The following is a 17,310-nucleotide window of genomic DNA, read 5'->3' as shown; positions in this document are numbered from 1 at the left end:
TTAGAACGATGCGCTGACCGTTCCAAAGAACTCACGAACTGCTCCGCGTTCCATGGACTGATAATCCCCTGTCGCAGGATTGTCGTTCTGGCCCATCATGGCGATGTATTTCGTGTTGAACAGATTATAGACGTTGAAGCTCGCCGTGACGTCTTTTAGCACACTCAGCTTGCCGAAACGGTACTGCATCCCGGCATTCGCCAGCCAGTATCCACCAACGGACGTATCATTCATGAAGCTGTAGTAACGGCGGCTATAGTAGTTGGCATCGAAATGCGCCGTCGCACCCTTCCAAGTGTATGAGACGGACGTTTTGTACATCCACGCCGGGTAATTGACGATGTTCTTGCCTGCCAGCGCGTAGAAACCACCCGCCGTATCGACGTCCCGGTCGTAGGTACCCTTGTTGTAGCTCAGGTTATTGCTGATGCTCAGACCTTCGATCGGCGTCAGCGTGATATCACCATTGGCACCCGTCATGGAGATATGACCGAAGTCGATCACCTGAGACACCGGATTGGTCAGAGAGCCAACAGCCGCCGCCAGGATCGGATGGATCAGGCTGGCATGATAGACGGTCGCATTCGCCTGAAGATACTTGGACGTGTAGCGGTATCCACCCAGATAGACCCAGGCCTTGGACGGCTCGAGAGACTTCTTTTGCGCCTGAAAGGTCGCCTGATCTTCAACCGAATAAACCGAGTTCGCCACGCCATAGGCCGAGACTTCGTAGGCGCGCATATTCTCGGCCACATCCACATACAGCTCATGGTGGTTGTTGATGTGCCAGTCCAGGTTAAGATGCGGCAGGAAGGCCTGAGACGCCGTTAGCGAGCCATTCGGCAGTTCGTCAGAGCCGGTCCAATCCGCATTATTGTAGTTCGCGCCGCCTGAGGTCGTCGCAACCATAGACTTGAACCCGGCGTGCAGCGTCAGACCTTCGGTCAGGCGGATGCTATCCTGAAGGTGAAACTGCATGACGTTGGTCGTCCACTGGAAGTTGTATCCTTCCAGAAAAGCCTTTCCGTAAACGTCATAGGGACCCACGGCCTTGAGCGGAGCGCCCTCGCCTAGCACCGGCTGCTGGTAATTGAACAGGCCCGCCTGCTGGTTGTTGTTTTCATACCAGACACCGCCCTCGATCGTGTGGCGTCCCCACTTGTAACGAAGGCTCGTATCAAGACCGTAACGCTCCTGACGGTTCTGCCAGACTTCTTCTGAGAATGGCGCACCGTTCGGGGATGGGTCTTCGGAGTCCGTGTAGCTGTAATAGCCGGTCTGGCTGTGGCCATAGACCGTTGTGTTCCAGGTCAGGTTATCCGTAAGAGCCAGATCGAAGTGCAGGCCGCCCATGTAGTTGGTTTCAGCCTGACCGCCATCGTACATCGCGATTTCGGAGCCATCGATACCCGGCACGCCACCATACCCAGCCGGAAGCGCTGCCGTACCCTTTGCAATGCCGTAGGCCAGACCATAATTCGGATAGAGATGCGGCGTCCGCCATCCAAGATTTTTCAAAATCCCGACGGACGTATCCGGATAGTTCCACTGAGCAAGGCTGGACCAGTTGAAGAAGGCAGACATGCGGCTGCGCTGCCCGATGGGCTGCACAAGCTTGGCATCAACCTGCTGCATGAACTGGTCACCACTGCCCATCCACATGCCCTCGTCGGTACGGGCATAGGACGTGTAGAACTTCGTGCCAGAGCTGTTCAGCTTGCCGGAATCCAGCCGAACATAGGTGCGATAAGAATTATAGCTGCCGAAAGACTGGCTGATCTTGCCGCCACGCTTGTCGTTCGGGTCAGACGACCCGATCTGGATTGTTCCACCCAGCGTGTTTGTGGAAGGTAGCTCGACGGACCCGGCCCCCTGAGACATCCGCATGGACTGGATATCATCCGGGATAATGGCCGAAGCAAGGCTCATACCACTCACAGACTGATAGGTCTGATCATTGAGGGGCACGCCATCAACCGTCACCCCCATCTGATTCATGAAGAACCCACGGACGTAAAGATTCGCGCCAAAGCTGTCGATTCCGAATGGATCCGTGGATGTGAAGCTGACACCCGGCATCCGGTCCAGCATGCGGTAAGGGCTGGTTCCCGGCACAAACTGGCGCATGACGGCTTTCGAAACAGCCTGCTCCGCATCGCGACCCGTCAACTGGCGCGCCGTGACCGAAACGCTTTCTGTTGAACGGGATTCCAGATTCGCCCGCTGTGGGCGCTTCGCAGGAACAGCTGTTTTCTGAGCAGGCGCGGTCGAAGTTGCTGCCGATGATGTCACGCCATGCCGCGATGGCGCATGCCGATGCCCTGGAGCGACCTGTTTTGTCGTCTCAGCAGCGTATGCCTGCGATTGAATAGCCAACAGTGCAATGGAAGACAGAAGCAGGGGTTTCGTGCGCACTGAGGCCAATACTCCGGGAACATAAGGGCAAGAAGAAAGGAAGCGGTGTCCTAGCCAAGCAATACTCATAGGCAAAGCCTCTGAGGCTCAGGATGATGTTTCCATGACATCTAGCCTGTGCTTTTCCTGCCTCATGTTGCGCAAATGACGCGACTTGCCTTGATACATCCTGCCCTCTTCCTGCGAGAACCCTTTGCCTGTTAGGCTCGTTTAGAAAACATGCCTTTTGAAGGCCCGTCTTTACTCAGGATCGGGATATCCATGTCGCAGAGTACCTTAGAAGAAGCTGATATTGTCAGCAGCGTCTCTCCAGAGCCCCAAGGACACAATGCGGACCTACGGCGTATCCGTTCCAACCCGGACTACTGGTACCCTGTCGCGTGGTCTCACGAGCTCAAAAGCGGAAAAACCATAGGCACACGTTACGCCGGGCAGCCCATTGCGCTCGTTCGCCCTCTGGATGGCAGTGTATTCGCTCTGGAAGATCGCTGTGCCCACCGGCAGGTCCCGCTCAGCCTCGGCCGTGTCAGTGGTGAAGCGGTACAGTGCTGCTATCATGGCTGGGCCTATGGGCGCTCGGGTCGGTGCATCGATGTCCCGTATCTGGGAAAGAACAAGCTTCCGAACGGTGTGCGAACCTATCCCTGTCGGGAAGAAGGCGGCCTGATCTTCATTTTCCCAGGTAATCCGGGAAAAGCAGAAACCACACCCTTTCCTGCGCTCGGTTCAGTTCGTGATCCCGCGTACAAGACGCGCCGTTTCGGCAAAAAAGTCGCCTGCCACTACAGTTTCATGCATGAAAACCTGATGGATATGAACCATCAGTTCATGCACATGAAGCAGATGGGCCAGATGAAGCCCCGCTTCCTTGGTGGCAAGGATGAGCCCACCCTCGTAGAGGCCCGCTATAGCTTCGCACGGACAAGCGGCAAGCAGCCCTGGGGCGAAGCGCTGATCTTCGGTGAACGTCGGGACGCCAGCGAGCGCTACGCTCACCGCGACGTCATGACGATCCGGACAGAGTATCCTTATCAAACCCTGAGGATCGCCACGGGTGACGAACCGCCCGTCATGGATCTGTGGATCGTGTATGTGCCGCAGGATGCAGAAGAGAAAACCTGTCGCGTTTTCGGCCTCCTCTCAGTGCGCAAACCGAAAGTCGGCGTTGTGCTGGATATGGCATGGCCTTTCCTTGTCGCCTTTACGGAACGGATCTTTAAGGAAGACCGTGATATCGTCGAGCTCGAACAGGCTGCCTGGAACGAACTGGGCGGAGACCACAATCAGGAAGTTTTCCCTGTCATCAATACGCTGCGCCGACTGTTGGCACGTTGCGGTGTTCCTGAGGAGCAGGATACAACAAGGCCGACATGACACCTGAACTGAAAGCGGGGGATTTTCTTTTACGTCCCCTTCGCCCGGAAGACGCGCCAGCCGTCCATCGCCTCGTGAACGACTGGAGCGTGGTCCGCATGCTCAGTCGTCTTCCCTTCCCTTACCCGCGTGACCTTGCTGAGAAATGGATTGCCTCCACGCTGGAAGACAGTTCCAAAGGAAGCGCTCATCACTTTGCCATCACGCGCGACGGCATCCTTCTGGGAGCTGTCGGGCTGGTGCTGTCGGACGACAAGCGTTCTGCTTCTCTAGGGTACTGGGCGTCCCCCGCCACATGGGGACAGGGCATGACAACATCTGCGGCCCGACGCGTCACAGAATGGGCCATTCAAGTGCTTAAGCTTGAGAAGCTCACGGCAGATGTCGCGGTTGATAACCCCGCGTCTTCCGCCGTCCTCCGCAAACTTGGCTTTCGGGAAACTGGCCGTTCAAGCCGTCGCTTTGTCTCACGTGGGACCGAGTGTCCCATCATTGTGCACGAATTGGCGCGGTCGACCTTCCTTCAACTCGACATACCGACCCCCGTTGAAACGGCTTCTCCGGCTGCACTGGAAGATCAACCGTCCGCTCCCGCACCGATACGCAAACCACGGACTCTTCTGGTCGTCGCAGCAGCTCTGCTGGATGCGCAGGGACGTATTCTTCTCGCACGCCGCCCTGAAGGAAAACGTCTGGCTGGGCTTTGGGAGTTTCCAGGCGGAAAGGTCGAACGGGACGAAACACCGGAACAGGCCCTCATCCGGGAAATGAAAGAGGAGCTGGATGTCGATCTGACAGGAGCCTGCCTCGCCCCTTTCACCTTCGTCAGTGAAAATGCAGGCCCGTTTCATCTTCTGATGCCACTGTATGTTGTGCGGCGGTGGCGCGGCGTTCCTGCCCCACGGGAAGGGCAGGCGCTGGCGTGGGTGGAGGCAGCCGATCTGGCAAAATATCCAATGCCAGATCCGGATCTACCACTCATCCCACTCCTTCAAGAACTTCTGGGATAAACAGCCGGAACCGCTTTAATCATTCCGGCTGCCCGTTAGGGATTAATCGTTCAGCTGGAACTGATTCTGCGGCACACCGGCAATATCGGTGCGAAACGCAAACAGCGATCCGGCCTGCGGCTCCTTGGCAAGAACATCGTCATCCAGACCTTTGCGCGCCGTTGTCACAAAGACCGTCTTGAGATCATCCCCACCAAACGCGACCTTCGTCACGTTCGTCACGGGCATATCAATGGACGGGAGTTCTGTGCCGTCGGGACGAAAACGCGCGACGCGGCCGCCTCCCCAGGTGCCACACCACAGATTGCCTTCACTATCCGTCACGATTCCATCCGGATAGCCCTTCGTCAGCGTGGCAAAAACGCGCTCGTTCGAGAGATCTCCGTTCTCATCAACATCGAAGGCATAGATCGTCTGTTTCGGGCTATGGCAAACATACAGGACACGCCCGCATGGCGAGACAGCCGGACCATTCGAGACAATATACCCCTCGTTATGGTGCGTGATTTCAAGACCGTCTTCCGTATGAACCACACGATAGATGGAGCCCGTCGGTTCCTCTTCGCCATCATCCATTGTGCCAAACCACACACGGCCCAGCGGATCTACACAACCGTCATTCAGACGATTGTCCGGCCGCTCGGGCTCAATTTCCGGACCTGCTTCGAAGTCACCGCTTTCTGGATCAAAACCATGCAGGCCATCGCGAAGGCCTGCAAGAAAAGTGCCGTTGGCAACAGGAAGCAGGAAACCCAGACGGTCCGGAGCATCCCATGTCTTGTGATCGCCTGTTTCCGGCGTAAAGCGATGAACTTTGGCGGCAATGATATCGACGAAATAAAGCGACTTTTCAGCCTCACTCCAGACGGGTCCCTCACCCAGCGTTGCACGCAGATCGAGAATACATTCAGGGAGATGGTGCTTCAGAGTGCTCATGAGTGTCCTGTTTGAAATGGGCATGGCCAGACGTCCGACTCTGCTCGACAACGCGGCACAACGCGCTACGTTTGGTCCACAGACTATCAGGACGAGACTCATGCTTCAAAAAAACGCCTGCCTGCTCGTCATAGGCAACGAAATTCTTTCCGGTCGCACTCAGGACGCCAACACACAGGTTCTGGCGCGTGCGCTGAATGCCCAGGGTATCCGGCTTCTCGAAGTCCGTGTCATTCCGGACATCGAAGACCACATCATCCGAACCGTTACGGAATGTCGGGAGCGATTCGATGTAATTTTCACATGTGGCGGCATCGGTCCTACCCATGACGACATCACGGCTGAATGTATTGCCAAAGCCATGGGCGTTCCGCTGCTGCGTCACGAGCCGACATTCCAGAAGCTGGAAGCCATTATGGGGAAAGAAAAGTTCAACGCGGCCCGCCAGCGCATGGCCATGCTCCCGGAAGGCGCAACACCCATCGAAAACGCCATTTCGGCGGCTCCCGGCTTCAGCATCGGGAACGTGCATGTCATGGCGGGTGTCCCCTCCATTTTCGCAGCCATGGTGGACTCGCTGGTGCCCCAGATGGAGAAAGGGCCGCCCCTGACGTCCGTCAGCTGGCATGCCGCGGGGCTGAAAGAAGGTGACTTCGCGGATGATTTGCGCCGTTTGCAGGAACAGTTCCCGGGAATTGATCTGGGATCCTATCCATACGGCCTGACGAACGGCACGACGGGAACAGCTTTGGTCGCCAAAGGATACGATGCATCAGCAGTTAAGAGTGCGGGCTCTCTTCTGCATGATCTGATCATGGCGCATGGACGCGATCCAATCAGCGGTGACCCGCCGCACAAAGCGTAAAAGCAAAAAAAACCGCTGCTCCGGAGGGCAGCGGTTTTTTTAGACTAGTTCAGAGGACCACGGGTCATGGCCAGGAACTTTTCTCTGCGTTTCTGAACGAGAGCCGGGCCTGTCAGCTTCTGGAGTTCCAGAAGTTCTTCAGCAATGACATTGCCGACCGCGTGCACGGCATCGTCCGGAAGACGCTGCGCCCCGCCGACGGGCTCAGGAATAATACGGTCGATCAGACCAAGCCCCAGAAGATCCTGAGCTGTCAGCTTCAGAGCTTCAGCAGCGGCCGGAGCCAGCTTCGGATCACGCCAGAGAATGGATGCTGCGGCCTCAGGCGAAATAACGGAGTAGATCGAGTTCTCAAGCATCAGAACACGATCACCCGCGCCGATAGCAATCGCACCACCGGAACCACCCTCACCAATCACAGTTGCGATCAGGGGGACAGGAGCCTTGAGGCAGATATCGATTGAGCGCGCGATGGCCTCGGCCTGACCGCGTGCTTCGGCATCGATACCCGGCCATGCTCCAGCCGTATCGATGAAGCTCAGAATCGGCAGTCCGAAACGGCCGGCCATTTCCACAAGGCGCTGTGCCTTCCGGTAACCTTCCGGGCGGGCCATGCCAAAATTATGAAGCAGACGCGTTTCCGTGTCGTGACCACGCTCCGTCCCAACCACGACAACCGGCTCACCACGGAATCGGGCAAGACCACCAATCATGGCCTTGTCGTCTCCGAAAGCACGATCTCCGGCCAGCGGCGTAAAGTCTGTTGTCAGAAGACGAACATAGTCCAGAGCCTTGGGGCGCTGGGCGTGACGGGCAACCTGCACCTTCTGCAGCGGCGTAAGCTTTGCATAGGTTGCACGAAGCTGTTTGTCCGCCTTGTCAGAAAGACGGGCAACCTCGTCATCGATGTTGATGCCGCTGGTGCCGGAGTCCTTCTCCTGGCTGCCCATCTGGCGGAGTTCGTCGATTTTGGTCTCGAGTTCGGCGACCGACTTCTCGAAATCTAGGAATTGGCGCATGGCTGCCGGATAGCACGGCAACGCATCCGGAAACAGCCCCCCGGTTTTTTACGGGGCAGATCAGTCCCCGGACTGGATTTTCGCCAGTGGATGATGCGCCGTCACAAGCTGCCTCAGACGTTCCGCCATGACCTGTGTGTAAATCTGGGTCGTCGCGATATCCGCATGCCCCAGCAGCATCTGAAGCGCTCTCAGATCCGCGCCATGAGCCAGAAGGTGGCTGGCAAAGGAGTGCCTGAGCACGTGCGGGCTCACACGCTCAGGGTCAATTCCCGCCTTTAGTGCGCAGGCCAGCAGAATTTTGTCGAACCCCTGCCGGGTCAATGGCTTGTCAGGATTTCTGCCTGGGAAAAGATACGGGCTTCCCAAATCCCGGTCATAGTGAACCAGAACTTCAGCAGCCTCCCGCGCACTTCGAGACAGAGGAACCAACCGCTCACGGCCGCCTTTGCCTCTCACAAGAAGCATCGCCCCCTTCGCCTTCACACATGTCGCGGGCAAAGACAGGAGTTCTGAAATTCGAAGGCCTGTTGTGTAAAGAAGTTCCAGAGCCGCACGGGACAGCAGATCACGCCGTTCACTGTCGTGCCCTCTGGTGCCTTCTTCTAGAAGCAGTCGAATTTCTTTCTCATCCAGAGGACGAGGAAGCGAAGAACTGACTTTCGGAGCCTGCTGGCGATCCGTTGGATCATCGCTCCGAATCGATTCCAACATCAGGAATCGATAAAATTGCTTGAGACAGGACAGTCTGCGCGCTGCCGTACGGGCAGCCATCCCAGCCTGTGACAGTGATGTCAGGTAACTCCTGACCTGCTCTCCCGTCGCCTGCGCCAAAGACGTTCGAGCACAATGACGGGAAAAATCCGCGAGGTCCGAGGCATAGGCCTGACGCGTTTTCAGAGCTGCGCCCCGCTCTGCCGCAAGCATTTCAAGAAATGCCTCGACATGCCGATCAACCACCTCTGACATGCGTCAGGCCTGCCTGATCAGTGCGCGGGAACGCCAGCAGGCGCCGGAACAGCAGCTCCCTGCAGAGGAGCAGGCTTGGGTGCAGGCATTGTGGGCAGCGGCGTGGATGGCGTCAGAGCGGGAGCGGCTGGAGCCACGGGGGCCGGGACAGGCGCAGGCTGAGCAGCTCCTGCGGCCGGAACGGTCGGAACCGGCGGCATCGCCGGAAGAGCCGCAGCAGCAGAACCGGATGTGGCGAACATCGCCGCTGGCAGCTCTTTGTGAACCTGTGTCTGCTCAGGGGGGACAACCCCCATCCCCAGACGCAGGAAAAGCCCTCCCAGCACCACCACCAGAACCAGAGCACCAGCTCCAGCAATCATGGGCAAACGGGAAGATGAACGATCAGATTGTGCCATTATGTTCAGGTCTCAAAGTGCGGGCAGGACGTGATGCCCTCTCCTATGATAGGTAGCAGAGCATGTCACCTCTGCCACCCTCACTTTCCGCCGATCCGGCGGTATCTCTTCCCGTCCCGACCTGCACTGTTGTTCTGGTTGGCATGATGGGAGCTGGAAAAACCACCGTAGGCCGCCGCCTGGCGCAGGTCTGCCGCCTGCCCTTCGTTGATGCGGATGCAGAAATCGAACGCGCCGCAGGCTGCACGATTCCGGAAATCTTTTCCCGTCACGGAGAAGCCTATTTCCGTGCTGGCGAACGCCGGGTCATCGAGCGCCTGATCAAAGGCCCTCCCTGCATTCTCGCCACGGGTGGCGGAGCATGGATGGACGCCCAGACACGCCGCCTTGTTCGCAAACATGCCGTCTCGATCTGGCTTCGCGCGCCTGTGCATGTTCTGCTCAGACGCGTTCAGGGCCGCGGCGGCAGGCCTCTGCTTGCTCAAGGTAGCCCGGAAGAGGTCATGACCCGGCTGGTGGGCGTTCGTTACCCTGTCTATGCGGAAGCAGACATCATTATTGATTGCGGAGACGAAACCGTGGAGCAAGGCGTGCAGCGCGTCCGTGAAACCCTCGCAGAATATCAACATCCACAGAAAGTTCCTGTCGCTCTGACACAGCACAGCTACGATGTTCTGGTCGGGCCGGATCTGATCTCGCGTGCGGGGGCGTGGGTTGCTCCATATCTGCGCCAGAAGAGAGTCGTGGTGATCACGGATGACACCGTGGCAGCCCTCCACCTGCCCCGTCTGCTTCTTTCCTTCCAGGAAACAGGCATTCAGGCAGACGTCATCTCCGTGGCTGGAGGCGAAGAGAGCAAGTCCCTTCATTGCTATGGCGACGTAATGACGCGTCTCCTGTCACTGGGAATCGAGCGTGGCACAACAATTGTCGCCCTGGGTGGTGGTGTTGTTGGCGATCTGGCCGGTTTTGTAGCCGCAACAGCCTTGCGCGGAATCCCGTTCATCCAGATTCCCACGACACTGCTCGCACAGGTGGATAGTTCCGTCGGTGGAAAAACCGGCATCAATTCCCCGTCCGGCAAGAATCTGATCGGCGCATTCCATCAGCCCATCATCGTTCTCGCAGACAACTCCGCACTCGCGACTCTACCGCGCAGGCAGCGGATTGCGGGTTATGCCGAAATTGTGAAGTCAGGCCTGATCGCAGATCCTGACCTGTTTGCATGGTGCGAAACCAACGGGCGATCCGTTCTTGATGGGGATCCGGCGGCTCTCGCAGAAGCCGTTCGACGTGCCTGTACTTTCAAGGCTGCAGTCGTCGCGGCAGATGAGCGCGAACAGGCGAAGCTGAATGGCCGCGCCTTGCTAAACCTTGGTCATACCTTTGGTCACGCCCTTGAGGCGGAGCTTGGTTACGATGGACGTCTCCTGCATGGCGAAGGCGTTTCCATAGGGTTGCATCTCGCGATGGCCCTGTCTGTTCAGCTCGGATATGCGCCCGCTGAAGACCTTTCCCGTCTGGACGCCCATCTGCGCAGCCTCGGAATGCCGGTCAGCTTTGACTGGTTCGATATTCCCTTCTCAGCGCAGATACTTCTCGATCACATGACTCGGGACAAGAAAATGCAAGACGGGAAAATTTCCTTTGTCCTCCTGCACGGTATTGGCAAAGCATTCACAAGTCGTGACGTTCCCATGGATACGGTCCGTAACTTGCTGATAAATGAAGGCTGCAAACCATAAGGACCGTTACAGTCCTTTATGGTTCAGCCTAACTTTTTGTTTTTTAACTGCATTTGAGCAGCAGAAATTCCCGGAAGAGTCTGGCGTCCCTGCAAGTGTTCAGCTATGGCAGCAGGGACGCGAGGCGTAGATCGTGAAGCGGGCGGAATGAAATGTGACTTTTTTGTCACTCCTTCCACCCGAGTAGGTCTGGAAGGCTCTGTCTGGCTTTGTCCGAGGGAACTCCCCGATCTATATGCGCTTATGCATCGCGCTGGGTCCGTTGGTTGAAGCAGTTTTTCCAACGGCTCGAAACGTTAGTCACTAAGAGGACGAAAACATGCGTCTCCGCACGGCACTCCTTGCCATGACGTCGATGGTCGCCGCACCGTCGCTCGCCATGGCCAGCACGATCACCGGCCCGTACGTCAACATCGGCGGTGGTTACAACCTGGTTCAGCAGCAGCACGGCCGCTTCTCACCAACCACACAGGCTGACGGCACGTCTAGCAACAACGCTAGCAGCTCACGCCTCCGCCACAAGGACGGCTTCACGGGCTTCGGTTCGTTCGGCTGGGGCTTCGGCAACGGTCTGCGCGTTGAAGTGGAGGGTGTGTACAACTACTCCCAGATCAACCACCGCACGCCGACGGCAGTTCGTGGCTCCACGAACGGTTCTGACCAGGCTTATGGCGGTTTCGTCAACGTCCTGTATGACATCGATCTGGCCCACTTCGGCCTGAACGTTCCTGTCACGCCGTTCGTTGGTGTTGGCGCTGGCTACCTGTGGCAGCACTACAACCCGATCACGACGAACTATGCCAATGGTTCCGTCAACCGTATCGGTGGCACGCAGGGCAGCTTCGCGTACCAGGGTATCGTCGGTGCAGCTTACGACATTCCAGGCGTTCCGGGTCTTGCTGTCACGACCGAATACCGCTTCATCGGTCAGCAGTTTGCTGACGGCCCGTACCGCTCCACGGCCTACAACGGCTCTGGCGTTCACAAGGGCAACGTGAACTTCGACCCACGCTTCTCGCACCAGTTCATCCTGGGTCTGCGTTATGCGTTCGACACAGCTCCGCCGCCGCCGCCGCCGGCTCCGGTCATCGTTCCGCCGGCTCCGACGCCAGCTCGTACGTACCTTGTGTTCTTCGACTGGGACAAGTCTGACCTGACGGGCCGCGCTCGTGAGATCGTTGCTCAGGCAGCTCAGGCTTCCACGCACGTCCAGACGACGCGCATCGAAGTTAACGGCTACACCGATAACTCCGCAGCCCACCCGGGCCCGCGCGGTGAGAAGTACAACATGGGTCTGTCCCTCCGCCGCGCACAGAGCGTTAAGGCTGAGCTGATCCGTGATGGCGTTCCAGCAGCTGCTGTGGACATCCATGGTTACGGTGAGCAGAAGCCACTGGTTCCGACCGGCCCGAACACCCGCGAGCCGCAGAACCGTCGCGTCGAAATCATCCTGAAGTAATTCAGTTTGAAAAGACGTCGGAGCCCTCGGGCTCCGGGTTTCTGGAAAAGGCGTCCTTCGGGGCGCCTTTTTCTGTTTCAGAGCCTTTGCAGCCCCAATCTGCACACGCTAGAGCAATACCCACAGCCCCTCCGGAGATGTCCACTTGCGACGCACCCGAATTTTCTATCCCCGTTCACGCCCGCAGGTGATTGATCAGTTCCTTCGATTTGGCGTCGTTGGGGCATTCGGCTTCTTCGTAGACTGGGGAAGCGTGGAAGCTTTGCGGCCAGAAATTGGCCTGATCGCTGCAACCATTGCAGCCTATTTTGTTGCGGCCACCGTCAACTGGATTCTGAACCGCGCCTGGACGTTTCGAACCTCGGCGGCCGATAACCAGCATCTGATCCTTCAGTGGCTCCGGTTCCTGATCGCAAATTCCTTCGGGTTCCTTCTGAACCGCGGAGCAGTCTTCCTGCTCTACGCGTTCGTGCCCTTCACAGTGCACCACCCTGTTACGGCACTCGCAATTGGTGCGGGTTGCGGAATGATGGCCAATTTCAATCTGTCCAGGCGTCTGGTTTTCAGAGCCAAAATTCCCGAAACCCCAATGGAACTCATGCAGATGGCTGTGGAGATCCCGGCAGCAGGCCTGACCTCTCCTGCCCCGGAACCTCAAATGCCTATTCCACAACCAACCATGGAACCCTTTGAGCACAAGGCCCCCTGAGGCGCACATTTCCAAGCTGTTCACAATGGTCTAGGAGTAACGCTGGTTTTTCCCGTTTTCTCCGGAATCTGACGCTTCATCCCATGACCAGCACAAACGACATCCGCTCAGCCTTCCTCGAATATTTCGGGTCGAACGGCCATCGCATTGTTCCTTCAGCGCCCCTCGTACCGCAGAACGACCCTACCCTGCTGTTTACGAACGCTGGCATGGTTCCCTTCAAGAACGTTTTTACCGGCCAAGAAACGCGCCCTTACTCCCGCGCCACAACCGCTCAGAAGGTTGTCCGCGCAGGCGGCAAGCATAACGATCTCGACAACGTCGGTTACACCGCGCGCCATCACACATTCTTCGAGATGATGGGCAACTTCAGCTTCGGTGACTATTTCAAAGCCGAAGCCATTGAGTTCGCCTGGAACCTACTCACGAGAGACTTTGGCCTTCCCAAGGAAAAGCTTCTCGCCACGGTTTACGCTGAAGATGAAGAGGCTGCAGATCTCTGGAAAAAAGTCGCCGGCCTGAGTGATGATCGCATCATCCGTATCGGTACGTCCGACAACTTCTGGCGGATGGGCGACACCGGTCCGTGCGGTCCCTGCTCCGAAATCTTCTACGATCACGGCGACAGCGTCTTTGGTGGCCCTCCGGGCAGCCCGGACGAAGACGGCGACCGCTTCGTCGAGATCTGGAACCTCGTATTTATGCAGTTTCTGGATCAGGCCGACGGTTCCCGCGACAATCTGCCGCGTCCTTCGATTGATACTGGCATGGGCCTGGAGCGTTTCGCTGCAATCATGCAGGGCAAGCGCGACAACTACGACACAGACACAATGCGGGCGCTCATTGAGTCCTCTGCTGACGTCATGCATCACGATGCAGACGGACAGTTCAAGTCCAGCCATCGCGTCGTGGCGGATCATCTCCGCTCCACGGCCTTTCTGATCGCGGACGGCGTTCTTCCGTCCAAGGAAGGCCGAGGCTATGTGCTGCGTCGTATCATGCGTCGCGCCATGCGCCATCTGCACATGATGGGCGCCAAGGAACCAGTTTTCTATCGCCTGCTCCCGGCCCTGATCCAGCAAATGGGCGCGGCCTATCCGGAACTCGTGCAGCACCAGGCTCTCATCACTGAAACGATGAAGGGTGAAGAAGAGCGCTTCACAGCCCTTCTGGAACGCGGCCTGACCCTTCTGTCCGACGAAGTCAGCAACCTTGGAGACAAGCAGGCCCTTCCGGGCGATGTTGCCTTCAAGCTGTATGACACTTTTGGCTTCCCGCTCGATCTGACGCAGGACGCCCTCCGCGAGCAGGGTCGCACTGTCGATGAATCCGGCTTCGAAACAGCCATGGCTGAACAGCGCAAGCGTGCTCGCGCTGCGTGGGTCGGCTCCGGCGATACGGCGGCCGAGACCGTCTGGTTTGACGCACGCGACAAGCATGGCCCCAGCGAATTCCTAGGCTATGTGTCTGAAAAAGCCGATGCTGAAGTGCAAGGTATTTTCCGTGGAAACGACGAACTCGCCGAAGCGCCGGCTGGAGAAGACATTATTGCCATCCTACTGAACCAGACACCGTTCTATGGCGAAAGCGGCGGTCAGGTTGGCGATCACGGCACACTCACGGCGAACGGTCTGCGGGTGCACATCACAGACACCCAGAAGCGCAATGGCGATCTAATCGTCCACTACGGCAAGGTTGTCGAAGGCACACTGAAGCCTGGTATGGCCGTTCATGCAGAGATCGACCATAGTCGCCGTACGGCTGTCCGTGGCCATCACTCAGCAACGCATCTTCTGCATGAGGCTCTGCGTCGCCAGATCGGCACGCACGTCACTCAGAAGGGCAGCCTGAACGCCCCTGAACGCCTACGCTTCGACATCAGCCAGCCTCGCCCGCTGACGGACGCAGAACTTCAGGCTGTTGAAGCCGAAGTCAACGCCCGTATCCGTGAAAATGCGCCTGTCGAAACGCGCCTCATGACGCAGGAACAGGCTGTTGCCGAGGGTGCAATGGCGCTCTTCGGTGAAAAATACGGCGACGAAGTGCGCGTTGTTTCCATGGGCGTCGGAGAGGAAGGCCGTCCCGCCTACTCCATCGAACTTTGTGGTGGCACGCATGTTGGTCGCGTGGGAGAAATCGGCCCGTTTCGGATCGTGTCAGAAAGCGGTGTGTCTGCGGGCGTTCGGCGCATTGAAGCCGTCTGCGGAATTGCCGCAGAAAATCTGGCACTTGAAACTGAAAGCCGCCTGAAACAGATCGCCGATCTTCTGAAGGTTCCGGTTTCTGATGCCGTCACACGGGTCTCAGCTCTGCTGGAAGAGCGTAAATCGCTCAACAGCCAGATTTCAGAATTGCAGCGGAAACTGGCCACAGGCGAAGGCACGGCGGCAACCGAGACCATCAACGGCATCACACTTTCAGCCCGCAATCTGGGAGACGTCAGCCCCAAGGAACTCAAAAGCCTGGCGGACAGCATCTCCAAGCAGATCGAATCTGGCGTTGTTGCTCTTATCTCGGAAGCCGATGGCCGGGGCAGCATCGTGATTTCCGTCACACCAGATCTCAAAGATCGACTGAATGCTGTCACGCTTGTCCGTGCAGCATCTGAAGTCATGGGAGGAAAAGGTGGCGGCGGACGGCCAGATATGGCGCAGGCTGGTGGCCCCAATGCAAATGCAGATGAAGTCTTTGCAAAGCTGCGCGAGCACCTTGCTGCGTCATAAACCGTAACGACAACAGATGTCAGGGCAGTAACAAATCATGAGACTACCGTTTTACTGCTTTACCTGCCCTGACAAAGCCTCCTAACTGCTCACTAGTTTATAAAAAGGAGAACACCATGGCCTGTGGTCGTGATACTCTGGCAAAACTGCTGAGCGGTGTCCGTACATTCGAGACGGACGTCTATCCTGACAGTGCGGAGCTTTTTGAGAGCCTGGCCTCCAGCCAGTCTCCTTCCACGCTGTTCATCACCTGCGCCGACAGTCGGATCAGCCCGAGCCTCATCACCCAGACTGAACCGGGTGAGCTGTTCATTGTCCGGAATGTTGGCAACATCGTGCCGGCTTACGGTGAGATGCTGGGTGGCGTGTCTTCTGCCATCGAGTACGCCGTTGCGGCGCTCAAGGTGAAGAACGTCGTCATCTGCGGCCACTCCAACTGTGGCGCCATGAACGCCCTGCTGGATCTGAACGCGCCGAAGCTGGACGCTCTTCCAACCGTTCGCAGCTGGCTGCGCAACGCAGAGGCAGCACGCGCGGCCATGGGTGATCTGAAAGCAGACGATGCTGGCCCGGCGGACATCCGCCAGCTGGCAGAATACAACGTCCTGCTTCAGCTTGCCCATCTGAGAACTCACCCCGCGGTCGTTCGCGCCCTCTCTCAGGGCACACTGACCCTGCAGGGCTGGTTCTACGACATTCCGAAGGGTGAAATTCTCATTCTGGATGAAAAAACTCGTACGACCCGCTCTATCGAAAGCGTTCTTTCGGAAATGGGCGCAACACAGAAAGAAGCCGTCTGAGGTTTCTTTACACACTGACCCTCGCCGCATGTTTTCTATGCGGCGAGGCTTTTCCAGCCCAGGCCAGAGACATCAAGCTCTCAACCTGGAATCTGGACTGGCTCTCCCTTCGCCAGACGGGAGATCCAGCACTCCCCGACGATGTTCACGGTCGTAAACCCCGCGACTTCATTCGGCTGCATCAATACGCGACCCACCTGAACGCAGATCTCATTGCTTTTCAGGAAGTGGACGGCCCCGAACCTGCAGCGCAGGTCTTCGATCCCCAAACCTACCAGATCATTCTGTCCAACGCGCCCGTTATCCAGCATGTCGGCCTAGCCGTCAGACGCCCGCTGAACGTTACGGTGAATGAAGAACTCTCAGCCTTGGATGTCGTGGCTCCCAATGCGCCCCATCACCTGAGAACCGGCCTTGATGTCACGGTGTCAGACGGAAAAAGCCATCTCCGTATTCTTATTGTGCATCTGAAAACCGGCTGCTGGGATCAGCCTCTCACTCAGCGCAAACATTCCTGCCCGACCCTGTATCAACAGTTCCAAGTCCTGGAAGACTGGATTGCAGAGCGTCAGGACGAAGGAGAACCCTATGCTGTTCTTGGTGACTTCAACCGCCGCTTGACCATGCACGACCCACTCATGCAGCAGATCGAGCATGATGCGCCCGTTCTTCTCACCACAGCAGGCAAAGCCAGTCCCTGCTGGAATGGAGAGTACTTCATCGACCACATCCTCCTTGGTAACGAAGCCCGCAGTTGGCTCGTCCCGGAGAGTCTACGGGTTATGACTTATCAAAACGATAGTGCGCCGGAAGGATTGTCTGACCACTGCCCAGTTTCGGTGCGCATGCATCTGCCTTGACCGAAGCGACATCGGGGAAAGTGTTTTC

At 57.5% G+C, this 17,310-nt stretch carries 14 protein-coding genes; 9 read left to right on the top strand and 5 right to left on the bottom strand.

The features are described 5' to 3' along the window. Complete coding sequence (locus KP707_RS01995) at positions 1–2,415, bottom strand: TonB-dependent receptor domain-containing protein (RefSeq protein WP_211506705.1); 2,415 nt, start codon at positions 2,413–2,415, stop codon at positions 1–3. Between the two features lie 261 nt (positions 2,416–2,676). Here KP707_RS01995 and KP707_RS01990 point away from each other — a divergent pair, with 261 nt between their 5' ends. Then, positions 2,677–3,789: an aromatic ring-hydroxylating dioxygenase subunit alpha gene (locus KP707_RS01990; RefSeq protein WP_211501986.1), complete on the top strand. Its 1,113-nt coding sequence runs from the start codon at positions 2,677–2,679 to the stop codon at positions 3,787–3,789. Further along, on the top strand, positions 3,786–4,799 hold the full coding sequence (locus tag KP707_RS01985) for a bifunctional GNAT family N-acetyltransferase/(deoxy)nucleoside triphosphate pyrophosphohydrolase (protein ID WP_211501985.1): 1,014 nt from the start codon (positions 3,786–3,788) through the stop codon (positions 4,797–4,799). Before KP707_RS01990 ends, KP707_RS01985 begins: the two co-directional genes overlap by 4 nt. A 42-nt stretch (positions 4,800–4,841) precedes the next feature. On the opposite strand, the gene KP707_RS01980 is transcribed toward KP707_RS01985, so the two are convergent. Next, a complete protein-coding gene (locus tag KP707_RS01980) occupies positions 4,842–5,735 on the bottom strand; it encodes an SMP-30/gluconolactonase/LRE family protein (protein ID WP_202206456.1) in 894 nt (297 codons plus the stop codon). Between the two features lie 100 nt (positions 5,736–5,835). Between KP707_RS01980 and KP707_RS01975 the strand changes: the two genes are divergently transcribed. After that, positions 5,836–6,600, top strand: coding sequence for a molybdopterin-binding protein (locus tag KP707_RS01975; protein ID WP_086634495.1), 765 nt, complete (start codon positions 5,836–5,838; stop codon positions 6,598–6,600). Between the two features lie 44 nt (positions 6,601–6,644). Here the strand turns inward: KP707_RS01975 and KP707_RS01970 are convergent, their stop codons facing one another. Genes KP707_RS01970 through KP707_RS01960 form a run of 3 tightly spaced genes read right to left on the bottom strand, consistent with a single transcriptional unit; the run spans position 6,645 to position 8,986 of the window. Then, positions 6,645–7,619 carry an acetyl-CoA carboxylase carboxyltransferase subunit alpha gene (locus KP707_RS01970; protein WP_086634443.1) on the bottom strand — a complete coding sequence of 325 codons (975 nt, stop codon included), beginning with the start codon at positions 7,617–7,619 and terminating at the stop codon, positions 6,645–6,647. A 60-nt stretch (positions 7,620–7,679) separates the two neighbouring features. Continuing rightward, complete coding sequence (locus KP707_RS01965) at positions 7,680–8,588, bottom strand: tyrosine recombinase (RefSeq protein WP_211501983.1); 909 nt, start codon at positions 8,586–8,588, stop codon at positions 7,680–7,682. 17 nt (positions 8,589–8,605) lie between these two features. Then, positions 8,606–8,986, bottom strand: a complete 381-nt coding sequence (locus KP707_RS01960) for a hypothetical protein (protein ID WP_211501982.1) — start codon at positions 8,984–8,986, stop codon at positions 8,606–8,608. 62 nt (positions 8,987–9,048) lie between these two features. Between KP707_RS01960 and aroB the strand changes: the two genes are divergently transcribed. From aroB to KP707_RS01930, 6 genes are all read left to right on the top strand, one after another. After that, positions 9,049–10,731, top strand: coding sequence for a 3-dehydroquinate synthase (aroB, locus tag KP707_RS01955; protein ID WP_211501981.1), 1,683 nt, complete (start codon positions 9,049–9,051; stop codon positions 10,729–10,731). A gap of 319 nt (positions 10,732–11,050) precedes the next feature. Beyond that, on the top strand, positions 11,051–12,190 hold the full coding sequence (locus tag KP707_RS01950; protein WP_086634439.1) for an OmpA family protein: 1,140 nt from the start codon (positions 11,051–11,053) through the stop codon (positions 12,188–12,190). 145 nt (positions 12,191–12,335) lie between these two features. Beyond that, positions 12,336–12,899 (top strand): GtrA family protein, encoded by a 564-nt coding sequence (locus KP707_RS01945; RefSeq protein WP_211501980.1) that lies wholly within the window; start codon positions 12,336–12,338, stop codon positions 12,897–12,899. 83 nt (positions 12,900–12,982) lie between these two features. Beyond that, entirely contained in the window at positions 12,983–15,622 is a 2,640-nt protein-coding gene (alaS, locus tag KP707_RS01940) for an alanine--tRNA ligase (RefSeq protein ID WP_211501979.1), read from the top strand. Between the two features lie 116 nt (positions 15,623–15,738). Next, positions 15,739–16,422 (top strand): carbonic anhydrase, encoded by a 684-nt coding sequence (locus KP707_RS01935; RefSeq protein ID WP_086634437.1) that lies wholly within the window; start codon positions 15,739–15,741, stop codon positions 16,420–16,422. A gap of 14 nt (positions 16,423–16,436) precedes the next feature. After that, positions 16,437–17,282, top strand: coding sequence for an endonuclease/exonuclease/phosphatase family protein (locus KP707_RS01930; protein ID WP_211502234.1), 846 nt, complete (start codon positions 16,437–16,439; stop codon positions 17,280–17,282). The last annotated feature ends 28 nt before the right edge of the window (positions 17,283–17,310 follow it).

It is taken from the genome of Gluconobacter sp. P5E10 (assembly GCF_018812145.1).
Lineage (GTDB): Bacteria > Pseudomonadota > Alphaproteobacteria > Acetobacterales > Acetobacteraceae > Gluconobacter > Gluconobacter cerinus.
Note: the sequence above shows the minus strand (reverse complement) of the source record. Positions and strands in the feature narration are given on the sequence as shown.